Here is a 14196-nt window from a genome sequence, read left to right as displayed (position 1 = left end):
TATATGGTTGAACGTTTACAATCCTTCGGAGAAATCGCTTTAAGCAAACAGGTTTTACAATCGCTTTCAGAAATGGGTTTTGAGGAGCCTTCACCAATTCAGAAGGAAGCGATTCCTCTAGCACTTGAAGGTGTAGACTTAATTGGACAAGCTCAGACAGGAACAGGTAAAACCGCAGCTTTTGGTATTCCCATTATTGAAAGGGCGAATCCCAAATTTCAGGCTGTTCAGGCTATTATTCTGAGTCCAACACGGGAACTGGCCGTGCAAGTATCTGAAGAGCTTGCCAAGATTGGTAAATACCGACACGTTAAGATTCTCCCGATTTATGGGGGACAATCGATCGATCGCCAGATCCGAGCTCTTCGCTTTGGAAGTCAGGTCGTTGTGGGTACGCCCGGACGGATCCTCGATCATTTGAAGCGGGGTACCTTAAAACTGCAATATGTCAAAACGGTTGTTCTCGATGAAGCGGACGAAATGCTTGACATGGGTTTTGTCGAGGATATCGAGAATATTCTAAAGGAAGTTCCCCAAGAAGAACGTCAAGTGATGCTGTTTTCGGCAACGATGCCGCCGGCTATCCGTAAATTAGCTCAACATTACATGAAAACTCCCAAATCTATTGCGGTCAGTCGGGACGAATTAACAGTTCCGCTCATTGAACAAGTTTATTACGAGACACGGGAGAAAATTAAAGTCGATGCCCTTTGCCGTATTATCGATATGGAAGATATCGGTCAAGCGATTATTTTCTGCAGGACAAAGCGCGGGGTCGACGAGCTTGTCGCCAGTTTAGAAGCACGGGGATATTTTGCGGATGCTTTGCATGGAGATTTAAGTCAACAACAACGGGATCGCGTTATGAAACGTTTCCGGGATGGGAAGATTGAGTTGCTTGTGGCAACTGATGTCGCAGCCCGAGGTTTGGATATTGATAATGTAACCCATGTTATCAACTTTGATATTCCTCAAGATCCCGAATCCTATGTTCACCGGATCGGCAGGACAGGCCGGGCCGGAAGAAAAGGGCAAGCCATAACACTGATTACTTCCCGTGAATATCGTCAACTACGCCTGATTGAGCGCTTGATAAAGACGCGTATTGTCCGTCAGGAACTGCCTTCGTTAGCTGATGTAAGTGAAAGACAAGCAGATAACCTCAAAGAACAGCTTGTTAAGCTAATCCAAAAGGATAATTTAGCAACGTATCGACCGATCGTGAGTGCCTTGCTTGAAGAATATGATTCAATCGACGTTGCGGCTGCCGCCTTGAAATATGCAGTAGAGGGAGCCGATGAACGTGTTGACGAAGAAGAAGAATTTAACTTTGGAAATACAGGAGCTGCTCCGGGAATGGTCCGTCTGTTTATGAACATTGGCCGGCTTCAACAGATCAGACCGCAAGATATTGTTCGCTGGATTGCCGATGAAAGCGGTATACCCGGAAATATTATTGGCATGATCAATATTTATGATAAGTTTACTTTTGTTGAAGTACCGGAGGAGTATGCAAATCGAGTTTTGAGTTGTATGCATCAGAATTTCATCAAAGGTCGGAAGGTTAATGTTGAACCTGCCAAAGCACGGTAAATTTCCAAATAGATAAGCTTATGATTTTAGGACAGCAGTACTCTGGGTACAGAGTACTGCTGTCCGATTGTTTATTCGACAATTAAGTGGGAAAATGATATGATATATAGTCAGGAAATCGTAAATAAAGGGATGGAACATTAAATGGATGCAGGACTTTTAGGTGGAGTACTGAGTATTGTTGCCATCGATTTAGTATTAAGCGGAGATAATGCTGTAGTTATAGCCTTAGCGACACTGCGTTTAAACGACAAGGATCGAAAGAAAGGAATCTTTTGGGGAACTTTTGGCGCAGTCACCCTTAGGATTATCTTAGCATCGATTGCTGTAATGGTCTTAAAACTGCCTTTTGTTCAGGCGATTGGCGGTATCTTGCTGATCGTGATTGCGATAAACCTTCTTAGGGGCAATGAAAATGATGAAAATATTCAAGCAGCGGGAAGTCTTGGGGAAGCCATTCAAACGATTATTTTTGCGGATTTCCTAATGAGTTTAGATAATGTACTCGCTGTTGCAGGGGCATCCAAAGGGAATATATTGCTCTTAATCTTTGGTTTAATGATTAGTATTCCGGTTGTTATTTTCGGCAGTACGATTATTTCAAAACTTATGAAGAAATGGACGTGGCTAATTTCTCTGGGAGCCGGCCTTTTGGGTTGGACAGCCGGCGGCATGATCTTGAATGACTCATTTTTTAGTTTTTTAACAAAAACAGCCATTCTCAATTATTTGATTCCGGGTGTTTTGGCGATCGGGGTTATTGTTATTGGAAATATTCTAAAGAAGAAAAATAATTCTAAATCTAAGGGACAAAAAGATATTCAAAATAAAATAGCGTAGTTTATATTCAAATGCCTCCCGAAGGTAAATCCTGCTTTGGGGAGGCTTTTCTATTAAATTTTAATCTCTTTCACTATTATTACAGTATTTTGTCGTAGATTGTATTATCCCGGAAAAGAGATTGACAAGGATTAAGGATAAAGTATAATTAAAATCGAACAAATGTTTTGTTATTAGGTTTATGTGTTTATATTTCGGTTAAAGGAGGAAGATCAATGGCAGGGGCTGACAAGCTAAAGGCTCTAGATATGGCTTTAAGCCAGATTGAAAAGCAGTTTGGTAAGGGTTCCATTATGAGATTGGGAGAAGCGAGTGCGAAGATGGCAGTCGATGTTATCCCAACGGGTGCCTTATCTCTGGATATAGCTTTGGGAGTTGGAGGAATACCGAGGGGAAGAATCATTGAAATTTATGGACCGGAATCCTCGGGGAAAACTACTGTCGCCTTACATATTATTGCGGAGGCCCAAAAAATGGGCGGGACTGCTGCATTTATTGATGCAGAGCATGCCCTTGATCCCGTATATGCGAAGGCACTTGGAGTAAACATTGATAATCTGCTCATATCCCAGCCTGATACCGGAGAACAAGGTTTAGAGATTTGTGAAGCATTGGTACGGAGCGGTGCGGTCGATGTGGTTGTTATCGACTCCGTAGCCGCACTTGTTCCGCGGGCTGAAATTGAAGGGGAAATGGGCGATTCTCACGTAGGACTGCATGCCCGTCTGATGTCCCAAGCCTTGCGTAAATTGACCGGCGCCATCAGTAAAAGCAATACTGCAGTTGTTTTTATTAACCAAATCCGTGAAAAAGTCGGAGTAATGTTTGGCAATCCCGAAACAACAACGGGCGGCAGAGCGTTAAAATTCTATGCAACGATCCGGATGGAGGTTCGGCGGGCAGAAACCTTGAAACAGGGTCAAGATATGATTGGCAATCGTACAAAGGTTAAGGTTGTTAAGAATAAAGTCGCTCCTCCGTTTAAAACCGCAGAATTTGACATCATGTATGGTGAAGGTATTTCCCGTGAAGGAAGCATTATTGATGTCGGTACTGACATGGACATCGTCAATAAATCGGGTGCATGGTATTCTTATAATGGGGAACGTTTAGGCCAGGGCAGAGAAAATGCTAAAGAATACTTGAAGCAGCATCCGGATATTGCAAAGGAAATCGAAGAAAAGATTCGGCTCAATAATACGGCCACAGCGCCTTCTTCAGATGATACTCCGGAACCGGGACAAGGTGATGAAGAATAAGATCATCAGTCAGCGAAGTGCGCTTGATGCTGCCCTGACTTACCTGAGCAGAAGAGCTTTAACGCGCTATGAACTAATATCCCGCCTTGAGAGGAAAGGCTACAGTGAAGCGGAAATTATTGAGACTATAGAAAGAGTCGAAGGCTGGGGATATATTAATGACAGAAATGTGGCTCTTTCTTTTGCACAAACAAAATTAGCCAGCTATTCTCAGAAGAGAGTAAACCAGGAGCTGCTGCGGCGCGGTATTGCCCCGGAGCTTGTCAAAGAGGTATTACAAGATTTATACGAACCGGAACGGGAGTTAGATCAGTGTACTAATTTAGCTAAGAAAATGTGGTCTGAGGAAAGCAGGCGTTGGGATAAAACATATCAATATAAAAAAACATATGCTTATATTCCTCGGGAAGTTTTTCTTAAACAAAAAATCGGGCAGAAACTCATGATCAAAGGATATCCCCAGCAAGTTATTCGCCAAGCGCTTGAAGAGTCATCGGGATGGAACTAAACTATCTGCTAAACTATTTTAAGTGTATTCACAAAACCTCTGAAAGCCGCAGTGTGGAGGAGATTCTTGACAATTTTTTCAAAAGATATTAAACTCAACTAAGAAGCCTGTTTACGTAAATGACCTTTATGGTTTTCTTATAGATTTCATCGTTGTTAGTATAAAATATGGAGGGTTTTTAGCTAGCGCGTTTGGGTTTGTAGGAATAGGGGACGAATTTTAGGATTTGTCTGCTCATAGGGGTATTTTTATCGAAACTGGCGTCAAATCCAGTTTTTTTCTATTATTTCGAGTTAATTAATTGAATATATCACAAGAACAAGGGAGGTGAAATCCACTTGGGGGTTACAGGTATTATCGTATCTGGAGTGCTGGTGATATTTGCACTTGGCATAGGTGGCTTTGTAGGGTGGATCGTTCGTAAAAATACGGCAGAGAAAGTAATCGGTTCTGCCGAAGAAGAAGCAAAACATATCGTTGATAATGCACAGGTAACGGCGGAAGCCAAACGTCGAGAGTTAGTTGTTGCTGCTAAAGAAGAAGTAATGCAAATTCGCAATGATGCAGAAAAAGAGGTCCGGGAGCGTCGCTCTGAAGTTCAACGCTTGGAACGTCGGATTACACAAAAAGAAGAAACACTGGACCGTAAAATGGAGACTCTCGAACGTAAGGAAGAAAATCTCCGCCGCAAAGAAGAGGAAGCCGATAGTCTGCGCGAAACTCTTAGTGAGACAGTTGCAAAGCAAAAGGAAGAATTAGAACGAATATCCGGCCTTTCGACTGAAGAGGCAAAACAAATCCTTTTGCATAATGTAGAACAGGAAGTTCAATACGAATCCGCAATTATGATAAAAGAGATTGAAACTCGGGCTAAGGAAGAAGCCGAGAAAAGGGCAAAGAATATTATTTCAATGGCCATTCAACGTTGTGCCGCGGATCATGTAGCAGAAACCACTGTTTCTGTTGTTGCTCTGCCCAGCGATGAGATGAAAGGAAGAATCATTGGCCGTGAGGGTCGGAATATCCGAACACTTGAAACCTTAACAGGTATTGACCTAATCATTGATGACACTCCGGAGGCTGTTATACTTTCCGGGTTTGATCCCATTCGAAGGGAAGTTGCCCGTATCGCTTTGGAAAAACTGATTGCTGATGGCCGAATTCATCCCGCACGGATTGAAGAAATGGTTGAAAAAGCTCAGAAAGAAGTTGAGCAGAAAATCCGTGAAGAGGGTGAGCAGGCAACCTTTGATACGGGAGTGCATGGATTACATCCTGAACTCGTCAGACTCTTGGGAAGATTAAAGTTCAGGACAAGCTATGGACAAAATGTGCTTAAGCATTCTATCGAGGTTTCTCATCTGGCAGGTTTGATGGCTGCAGAACTTGGAGTCGATGTACAGCTTGCTAAACGTGCCGGCTTATTGCATGATATCGGAAAAGCCGTTGACCATGATACAGAAGGAACGCATGTTGAAATCGGCGTTGATCTCGCGAAAAAGTACAAAGAATCTACTGATGTTATTCATGCGATTGAAGCTCATCATGGCGATGTTGAAGCTAAGACGATTGTTGCGGTTTTGGTATCAGCTGCAGATGCAGTTTCAGCTGCCCGTCCGGGAGCTCGGCGTGAAACTCTAGAATCTTATATTAAACGCTTACAAAAGCTAGAGGAGATCGCGGATACGTTTGAAGGTGTTGAAAAATCTTATGCAATCCAGGCTGGTCGTGAAATCAGAATTATCGTGAAACCAGACAAAGTAGACGATGTTTTAGCTCCGCGTATGGCGCATGAAATTAGCAAACGAATCGAAGAAGAACTTGAATATCCCGGACAGATAAAAGTGGTCGTTATTCGGGAGACACGTGCTGTTGATTATGCTAAATAGCTAAGGTAATTAGTCTTACATCGAGAATTGAGCAGGCGATGATATCGCCTGCTTTAAATTTGCAGGACTAATGACGAAACATAACGAATAGTATATCAAGCCACTAAACTTAAAGTTTAGAGAAGATATAATTTGCCTACACTATACGAAGTTAGAAGATAAAGAGGGTGACTCTGATTGAATATCTTATTTATTGGTGATATTTATGGAAATCCGGGTCGTAGTGCGATCCGGGTTTTTCTTAAGGATTTAAAGGAGAAATATAAAGTAGATCTTACAATTGCTAATGGCGAGAACGCCGCTGGGGGAAAGGGAATAACACGGGCCATAGCAAATGAACTCTATGCGGCAGGCATCGATTTCTTAACGATGGGTAATCATGTATGGGATCAACAAAGCGCTGTCAGTTTCATTGATGAAGAACCCCGCCTAATACGCCCGGCAAATTATCCTCTCGGGGCTCCGGGCAAAGGATATGGGATTATTCGGGTTGCCGGAAAAAAAGTTGGTGTTCTTAATCTCTCCGGACGAGTTTATCTGCCGTCATTAGATGACCCCTTTAGTATAAGCATTCGATGGATCAACGAACTAGCCAAAGAAACGAATATTATCCTTGTAGATTTTCATGCGGAAGCCACGTCAGAAAAGATTGCGTTAGGTTGGTTCCTAGATGGCAAAGTTACGGCTGTCCTAGGTACGCATACCCATGTGCAGACTGCAGATGCGAGACTGTTAGAGCACGGGACAGCCTATATCACAGATGTCGGCATGACAGGACCTCGTGATTCTGTTCTGGGGGTAAAAAAAGAGCTTATAATCAAGCGTTTTCTAACCCAGATGCCGGTCAAATTCGAAGCGGCTTCTGGCCCAATTCAAATCAATGCCGTTGTGATAAATGTCGATGATAATACAGGCAGGGCGCTTCAAATTATACCTATTCAAATAACGGCAACGGCATAATTGAAAAGGAATAAATATCCATGACGAAAAAATCTGAAAAATTACGTTGACAAAAAGAGGAATTTCTTCATCAAGATAGAATATCTTAGGAGTATAGTGGAAATACATGTCAGCGAAAGTGAACAGGAGGTTGTCGTACATGGATGTTTTAAAAGTCTCAGCTAAATCAAGCCCAAATTCCGTAGCAGGAGCTCTGGCTGGTGTACTCCGTGAAAGAGGCGGTGCAGAATTACAAGCCATAGGTGCAGGAGCACTGAATCAGGCTGTTAAAGCGGTTGCTATTGCAAGAGGATTTGTAGCTCCAAGCGGAGTAGATCTCATTTGTATTCCGGCTTTCACGGACATTCAAATTGACGGAGAAGAAAGAACGGCGATAAAACTTATCGTTGAACCCCGTTAATCTCAGAGGGAGAGAAGAAAAAGCACCTGCTTGCGTTGGCCTGCAGGTGCTTTCTTTATTTTTTTATTTATTTGTGCGCCGCGAATATATCATATATTTTGCCGTATGGGGGGAGTAGCTTTGTATAAACCGTGGGTAATTGATGGACACTGTGATAGTATAGGAGACTATATTCAAGGGAAAAGAACGCTTAAATCGGGAACAGAGGGTGGACATTGGGACTTAGAACGTGCCAAGGCCGGAGGTATGGCCTTACAAATAATGGCTTGCTTTATTGAAAGTGAGTTTAAGCCTGACTCCTCAACGCGAAGAGGTCTGGAGTTGATTCATGCTGTAAAGCGGTTCGTTGCGGAGAATCCGGATCACGTTTTTATGATTCACAACCAAGTAGATTTGAACTTACTTCCTAATCCCAATAAACTCGGACTTTTGCTCAGTGTTGAAGGCGGAGAGATTCTGGGAGAAAGTCTGTTTATGCTGGATATTATTTATGAACTGGGAGTAAGGGCATTGGGACTCACTTGGAATCAACGGAATGCACTTGCTGACGGCGCAGGAGAACAGACAAACAGCGGATTGACACGTTTAGGCCAAAATGTAATTAAGCGGATGAATGAATTAGGAATGGTGATCGATGTATCACATCTCAACGAAGCGGGATTTTATCATGTTTTAGAACTGAGCAATGCTCCTATTATTGCTTCTCATTCTTGTTCTTACGCGCTTTGCCCCCATCCACGCAATTTAAGGGATGAACAATTGAAAGCATTGGCCCGCAACCACGGAATAGTAGGCGTAAATTTTTATTCGCGTTTTTTAACAGAAAAGGGAGAGGGCAGCTTAGAGCATGTGGTACAACACATTGCCCATATCGCCGAGGTAGCCGGGGTGGAAACGATTGGCATAGGGTCAGATTTTGACGGAATTGATCAAGCTCCCAGGGGTTTGGAAAACGCCGCAAAATATCCGAATTTAGCTGAAGCCTTACTTTTGGCAGGTTTTAATAAAGATGAAATTGAACAAATCTTTTTTAAGAATTTTAGGCGTTTATTGGGAGACGTGATAAAATAAAAATCATGGGTTGGATTTTTAGAAGTGAGGTTACGGAATGACGGGAAAATCTTCAAGATTTCCAGAAGCTGATTTGCATTGTCACACGACATCATCAGATGGTTTATTGACACCAAGGGAGCTTGTCCAAGCTGCTTCTAAGCTCGGTCTAAAGGCTGTTGGTATTACAGATCATGATACGATCAGTGGATGGAATGAGGCTGTAGCCGCGGGTGAAGAGTTAGACGTGGAGATTCTGCGCGGGATTGAATTGAATACGGATTGGAACGGCATTGAAGTTCATATTCTCGGTTATGAGCCCTCAGGTGAATCAATTCCGTTTCAGGAGAAGCTTCGTGAACTGCGTGAGGGTAGAAGTAACCGGATAATCAAGATTTTGGGGCGTTTGCACGATATGAATGTAAAAATCGCACCGGAAGAAATTAAAGCAATCGCTCAAGGGGAATCGATCGGACGCCCGCATGTTGCGCAAGTGCTTGTGCAGCGAGGATATGTCGAGACGATCAAGGAAGCATTTGATCAATACATCGGCACAGGAGCTCCCGCTTATGTTCCTCATTTGAAACTTACGCCTGAGGAAGGAATTAATCTTATCCGAACAGCGGGAGGAGTAGCTGTTTTAGCCCATCCGGGTATCAATCAACTTGATCATCAAATTTTGCCATGGGTTAAAGCAGGTCTGCAAGGAATAGAAGTGAGCCATTCTGATCATACCCCTGAAGATGAACAGCATTACCGTTCGCTGGCAAAGCTATATCGTCTTATCATGACCGGTGGTTCGGATTTTCATGGAGAAGAATGTAAGCCCGGAGTTAAGCTGGGGGGCTGGGGGGTATCCTACGAGGTTACCGAGGAAATCCGCGAATTAGCCATCACTTCAAAAAGATAAGAAGCAAGAACAGGAGGAAAAGAAATGAAAGCACAGCGACTCCAAGGACTGGGAGCTTCAGTCTTTACGGAAATGGACAATCTGAAATTAGAATTACAGTCGCAAGGGAAAAATCTGATCAATTTAAGCATTGGCAGCCCGGATAGGGCGCCTTCGCTCGAAGTGAGGAAAGTATTGAGTGAGGCCGCATTGGATGGATCTCAATACGGATATACATTGACACGGGGAACGAGGGAATTTAGGGAAAGCTGCGCCAATTGGTATATGAAACGATTTGGAGTGAGCTTGGATCCGGAATCTGAAGTTCTTCCGTTGATGGGCTCTCAAGATGGACTGGCACATATTTTCCTGGCCCTAACTGATCCCGGCGACCTGGCTTTTATACCGGACCCAGGCTATCCCATCTATACTGCCGGCCTTGTTCTTGCGGGTGGTCAGAAAGTGTCTTTACCCCTGTTAAAAGAAAATAATTTTTTACCTGATTTAGAGTCGATTGATCCCCAAATCGCTAAAAAAGCAAAAATAATGGTCTTGAACTATCCGAACAATCCGACGGCAGCGGTTGCCTCATTAGAATTATTTAACAAAGTCGTTCAGTTTGCCCAAACCTACGATCTTGTTATATGTCATGATGTAGCATATTCTGAACTGGCATTTGACGGCTATCGTCCTGTAAGCTTCCTACAAGCTGAAGGAGCAAAAAAGGTGGGGATAGAGTTCCATTCTTTATCCAAAACTTATAACTTTGCGGGAGCACGTCTAGGGTTTGTTGTAGGCAATCCTGAGATTATCGAAGCCCTGAGTGAGCTGAAGTCAAATATCGATTACGGTATATTCTGTCCTGTTTTGAAAGCGGGTTCCTATGCCTTAAGCACACATCAACCTCAAGTCGAAGAGACGCGTGCAACCTACCAAAAGAGGAGAGATATCTGGATCCAAGGATGCGCGGAAGCGGGTTGGGAGATGCCTGTTCCGAAGGGTTCTATGTTTATTTGGGCCCCTGTCCCGACAAAGCAGGACTCGCTGTCGTTTGCAGTAGATCTTGCGCGCGGGGCGGGTGTGATCGTTGTGCCGGGTATAGCTTTTGGCGAGCACGGCGAGGGGTTCGTTCGGATTGCTCTGGTTCAAGAAGAAGATGTTTTACGAGAAGGAGTAAGGAGAGTGCAAGAGTTTTTAAACTCCAAGGATTAAATCCCTTTTCCCTGGCATAGAATATAAAAAAGAATTATAAGGTATTGCCGGGGGTGTGCATCTTGGATAGCCAAGAAGAATTAAAAAATCTCCGTGAAGAGCTACGATTGACTAAGCTCCGGGTCGGTGAATTAGAGCAGCGAATTGAACACTTAAGAGTGAGCCGGAGGGTGTTAATGAACCTGCTCGAAAAAGTTGAACGGGAAAAAGTTGCCCTGGTTCACAAACTGGAAAAGGAAAACGTTCGCTTGCAACGGGATAATACACGATTTGCCAAATGGATTTTTTCAAAGAATCGTGAAATAATTGAACTTCAGGAAAGAATTGAAGAACAGCAAGAGAAGGCTTAACTTAGTTTTAAGTTAAGCCTTCTCTTATCTTTAGTGGCGGTTATCCACTATGTTGAGTAATTCACCGGCATCTGAACAAGGATTATGATGGTTAAGGATGAGCTCGACAGCCTCTTTCGAAAGTCCGGCCTCAGCGGCAAGCGTTGCTCCCCATTTAGGATGCTGTTGAGCTAAAATTAATGGGAATGATAAGGATCGGTACTTTGTGAGCCCTTTAAGAAATTCCTGAGCCGGGTAAGGAAGCTTAGCGCTTAAGACGATATATACTCTTTGCCATATTTTTAAAGGGTAGCGGATTTTACCGCAATCATGGAGAAGAGCAGCTTGAATTAAGCTTCTTTCTTGAGAAGGAGATAAACTATCATGCTTTTGCAGTAATTCTATAGCAACGTCAAGAGCGTGTCGTTGGTCAGCCGGGGATTGAGATTGGAATAGGTGAAGCAATGCCCCGGATAGAAAAGAATGGACAAGCTGAAGATCTTTTGAGCTTATCCGGGGAAATAAGCCATCGTAAAATTGCCGAACACGATAAAACATTGTATACCTCCAAGCGTTGCGTGTGTCCATTTAGTACTCATTCCAATATATCATAATCTTTATTAAAATGAGAAGCAATGAAATACCCATTCGACTAGGTACAACATATTACGTCTTTGTACAAAAAATACTTCTAAATTAGTCGATATTCTGATATACTATTGAGAAAACATTCGAAAGGAGTTCAATATGTTTGCAGATAAAATTATCGGAGAAGGGTTAACGTTTGATGATGTCTTGCTTGTGCCGGCGAAATCAGAAGTGCTCCCGCGTGATGTCGATATCAGTACGTATCTGACCCCTAAAATTAAACTAAATATACCTTTGATGAGTGCGGGTATGGATACGGTTACGGATGCTCGGATGGCTATTGCCATAGCTCGTGAAGGCGGAATTGGAATTATTCATAAGAATATGAGCATTAAGCAGCAGGCTACGGAAGTGGACAAGGTAAAACGTTCTGAGCATGGGGTTATTACCGATCCTATTTTCTTACATCCTGATGATAAGATTCAGAATTGTTTAGACTTAATGGCTCACTATCGGATTTCGGGCGTACCGATTACGGTCGAGGGGAAACTGGTCGGAATTCTAACTAATCGCGATCTGCGCTTCGAAAAAGATTATCAACGCACGATTGGCGAGGTCATGACCAAAGATAACTTAATAACGGCACCCGTAGGGACAACCTTGGAACATGCCAAAGAAATCCTGGCGAATCATCGTATTGAAAAATTGCCGATTATTGATGATCAAGGCTATCTCAAGGGATTAATCACAATTAAGGATATAGAAAAAGCACGTCAATATCCTAATTCGACAAAAGATGAGAGAGGCCGTTTAAGAGCAGGAGCAGCAGTCGGTGTTACTGCAGATACATTGGAGAGAGCCGAAGCTCTGTACAAAGCAGGTGCGGATGTCATTGTGCTTGATACGGCACACGGTCACTCCGGCGGCGTTCTCCGCAAGATTAAAGAATTGCGTGATGCTTTTCCGGAATTACAGATTATAGCGGGTAATGTTGCGACGGCGGAAGCAACGCGTGCATTGATTGAGGCCGGGGCTAATGCCGTTAAGGTAGGAATCGGACCGGGGTCAATTTGCACAACCCGGGTTATCGCGGGAATTGGGGTACCTCAAATTACAGCGATCATGAATTGTGCCGAGGAAGGAAGCAAGCATGGAATTCCAATCATCGGAGACGGTGGAATTAAATTTTCGGGAGATATTGTCAAGGCTTTAGCGGCGGGGGCTAATACGGTGATGATTGGCAGCCTCTTTGCCGGAACGGAAGAAAGCCCCGGGGATACCGAAATTTATCAAGGCCGCAGTTTTAAGGTATATCGAGGAATGGGTTCTATTGCGGCAATGAAGGCCGGCAGCACTGATCGGTATTTCCAAGAGAAAAATCAAAAACTGGTTCCCGAGGGAATCGAAGGCAGAGTTCCCTACAAAGGATCTTTGGCGGACACAGTTTATCAAATGTTGGGCGGACTGCGTGCCGGTATGGGCTATTGCGGGGCAGAGAACCTTGAAGTCTTACGTAAGGAAAGCCGCTTTATCCGGATGACGGCGGCCGGACTCAGGGAAAGTCACCCTCATGATGTCACGATTACAAAAGAATCCCCAAATTATAGTCTCTAAATCAGGAGGTTAACGGTTTTGAATTATGGGACCTCTCAGGAGCCTATCCGAACTCTAAAGCCCTGGCATTTGGGTCTACTTATGTTTGCCTTTTATTTATTCTGGAGCGGATATTTTACTGAACTATCGTTTGCCACGCAGATTGTATTCAATTTTGCAATATTTTATCCGGCAGGATTTATGGCGGGATATTTCAGTGCGAGAAGCCGCTTACGGGATGTTTTTCTGACAGGGTTTTTGTTTAACTGCTTGACGTATGGGTTGGCTTTTGTGGGAGGACAGTCAATTGAGATTGGGTACGTTGGGGTGGATTTTATAAGCATGTGCCTATGGATTTATACAGGTATTCTTGTTGGAAAGCGTGCCGTTAGATAAAGAAAAATAAGTCCCCCTTTTTCAGAAGGAAAAATATGGGTATTGACGAATTGATTACAATAGTCAGATAACATATGCTGAAAAAGGGGGCATTTTTATGACTGAAATCTCAAGGCGTGAGCGTAAAAAACAGGAGACTTATGAACGACTCTATAACACAGCCCTTCATCTTTTTCATACCCGGGGTTATGAAATAACTTCGATTGAGCAAATTACTCAGCAGGCAGATGTCGGCAAAGGGACATTCTATAATTATTTTGAATCGAAGGAAGCGGTGGTTCTTGAATTTTCGCGACGCCGTTATCAGGAAATGATTCGGCAGGGACGACTTACCCAGAGTCATACGGTCCGCGAGCGGTTATCCACTTTTCTTGAAGCTTGGGCGGATTTTATGATTCATGAGCGGGAAATGGCTTGGATTACTATTAAACAGAGAGATTATGCGGAATTGGATAAAGGACTTCATTATGGGATAATCGGGGTTATAAATCTTGGACAACGGGAAGGGGAGATTTCAGATCGTTTTGATCCGGACTTTTTAGCCGAAAGTTTGGAAGGGATGGTCCTTCAGCACTTTATTCATTGGCATGTTACGCAGGACGGAAATCTAAAAGAAGAAATGGAGAGGATCATTAGCTTATTTCTGGAAGGGTTATCTGAACAAAAAATGAAAGCTTAATACTTTAACGC

At 43.3% G+C, this 14196-nt stretch carries 15 protein-coding genes; 14 read left to right on the top strand and 1 reads right to left on the bottom strand.

The genetic code is table 11. The features are described from left to right. Nucleotides 1-3: 3 nt before the first annotated feature. The 11 genes from VB077_RS06475 to VB077_RS06425 all read left to right on the top strand — a co-directional run bounded on the left by VB077_RS06475 (nt 4) and on the right by VB077_RS06425 (nt 10950). Entirely contained in the window at nt 4-1593 is a 1590-nt protein-coding gene (locus VB077_RS06475) for a DEAD/DEAH box helicase (RefSeq protein WP_323414407.1), read from the top strand. Nucleotides 1594-1737: 144 nt separating this feature from the next. Continuing rightward, on the top strand, nt 1738-2433 hold the full coding sequence (locus VB077_RS06470; protein WP_323414406.1) for a TerC family protein: 696 nt from the start codon (nt 1738-1740) through the stop codon (nt 2431-2433). Nucleotides 2434-2648: 215 nt separating this feature from the next. After that, nucleotides 2649-3692: a recombinase RecA gene (recA, locus tag VB077_RS06465; protein WP_323414405.1), complete on the top strand. Its 1044-nt coding sequence runs from the start codon at nt 2649-2651 to the stop codon at nt 3690-3692. Next, on the top strand, nt 3682-4200 hold the full coding sequence (locus VB077_RS06460; RefSeq protein ID WP_323414404.1) for a regulatory protein RecX: 519 nt from the start codon (nt 3682-3684) through the stop codon (nt 4198-4200). The genes recA and VB077_RS06460 overlap by 11 nt, the downstream gene beginning before the upstream one ends. Nucleotides 4201-4538: 338 nt before the next feature. Then, nucleotides 4539-6089 carry a ribonuclease Y gene (gene rny, locus VB077_RS06455; protein ID WP_323414403.1) on the top strand — a complete coding sequence of 517 codons (1551 nt, stop codon included), beginning with the start codon at nt 4539-4541 and terminating at the stop codon, nt 6087-6089. 177 nt (nt 6090-6266) lie between these two features. Further along, the gene (locus tag VB077_RS06450) at nt 6267-7049 is read left to right on the top strand and encodes a TIGR00282 family metallophosphoesterase (protein ID WP_323414402.1); all 783 of its coding nucleotides are present in this window, start codon (nt 6267-6269) and stop codon (nt 7047-7049) included. Between the two features lie 139 nt (nt 7050-7188). Next, complete coding sequence (gene spoVS, locus VB077_RS06445) at nt 7189-7449, top strand: stage V sporulation protein SpoVS (RefSeq protein ID WP_006715678.1); 261 nt, start codon at nt 7189-7191, stop codon at nt 7447-7449. 120 nt (nt 7450-7569) lie between these two features. Then, nucleotides 7570-8520, top strand: coding sequence for a dipeptidase (locus VB077_RS06440; protein WP_323414401.1), 951 nt, complete (start codon nt 7570-7572; stop codon nt 8518-8520). A gap of 37 nt (nt 8521-8557) precedes the next feature. Next, on the top strand, nt 8558-9409 hold the full coding sequence (locus VB077_RS06435) for a PHP domain-containing protein (protein WP_323414400.1): 852 nt from the start codon (nt 8558-8560) through the stop codon (nt 9407-9409). A gap of 24 nt (nt 9410-9433) precedes the next feature. Continuing rightward, a complete protein-coding gene (locus VB077_RS06430; protein WP_323414399.1) occupies nt 9434-10600 on the top strand; it encodes an aminotransferase class I/II-fold pyridoxal phosphate-dependent enzyme in 1167 nt (388 codons plus the stop codon). Between the two features lie 62 nt (nt 10601-10662). Continuing rightward, the gene (locus VB077_RS06425; protein ID WP_323414398.1) at nt 10663-10950 is read left to right on the top strand and encodes a translation initiation factor 2; all 288 of its coding nucleotides are present in this window, start codon (nt 10663-10665) and stop codon (nt 10948-10950) included. Between the two features lie 30 nt (nt 10951-10980). On the opposite strand, the gene VB077_RS06420 is transcribed toward VB077_RS06425, so the two are convergent. Then, nucleotides 10981-11487, bottom strand: a complete 507-nt coding sequence (locus VB077_RS06420) for an HD domain-containing protein (RefSeq protein WP_323414397.1) — start codon at nt 11485-11487, stop codon at nt 10981-10983. A 189-nt stretch (nt 11488-11676) separates the two neighbouring features. Between VB077_RS06420 and guaB the strand changes: the two genes are divergently transcribed. The 3 genes from guaB to VB077_RS06405 all read left to right on the top strand — a co-directional run bounded on the left by guaB (nt 11677) and on the right by VB077_RS06405 (nt 14185). Continuing rightward, entirely contained in the window at nt 11677-13131 is a 1455-nt protein-coding gene (guaB, locus tag VB077_RS06415; protein WP_323414396.1) for an IMP dehydrogenase, read from the top strand. Between the two features lie 18 nt (nt 13132-13149). Further along, nucleotides 13150-13506: a hypothetical protein gene (locus VB077_RS06410; RefSeq protein ID WP_323414395.1), complete on the top strand. Its 357-nt coding sequence runs from the start codon at nt 13150-13152 to the stop codon at nt 13504-13506. Between the two features lie 97 nt (nt 13507-13603). Further along, nucleotides 13604-14185, top strand: a complete 582-nt coding sequence (locus VB077_RS06405) for a TetR/AcrR family transcriptional regulator (protein ID WP_323414394.1) — start codon at nt 13604-13606, stop codon at nt 14183-14185. Nucleotides 14186-14196: the final 11 nt, after the last annotated feature.

The sequence above is a fragment of the Desulfitobacterium sp. genome (genome assembly GCF_034927245.1).
Taxonomy (GTDB): Bacteria; Bacillota; Desulfitobacteriia; order Desulfitobacteriales; family Desulfitobacteriaceae; genus Desulfitobacterium_A.
Note: the sequence above shows the minus strand (reverse complement) of the source record. Positions and strands in the feature narration are given on the sequence as shown.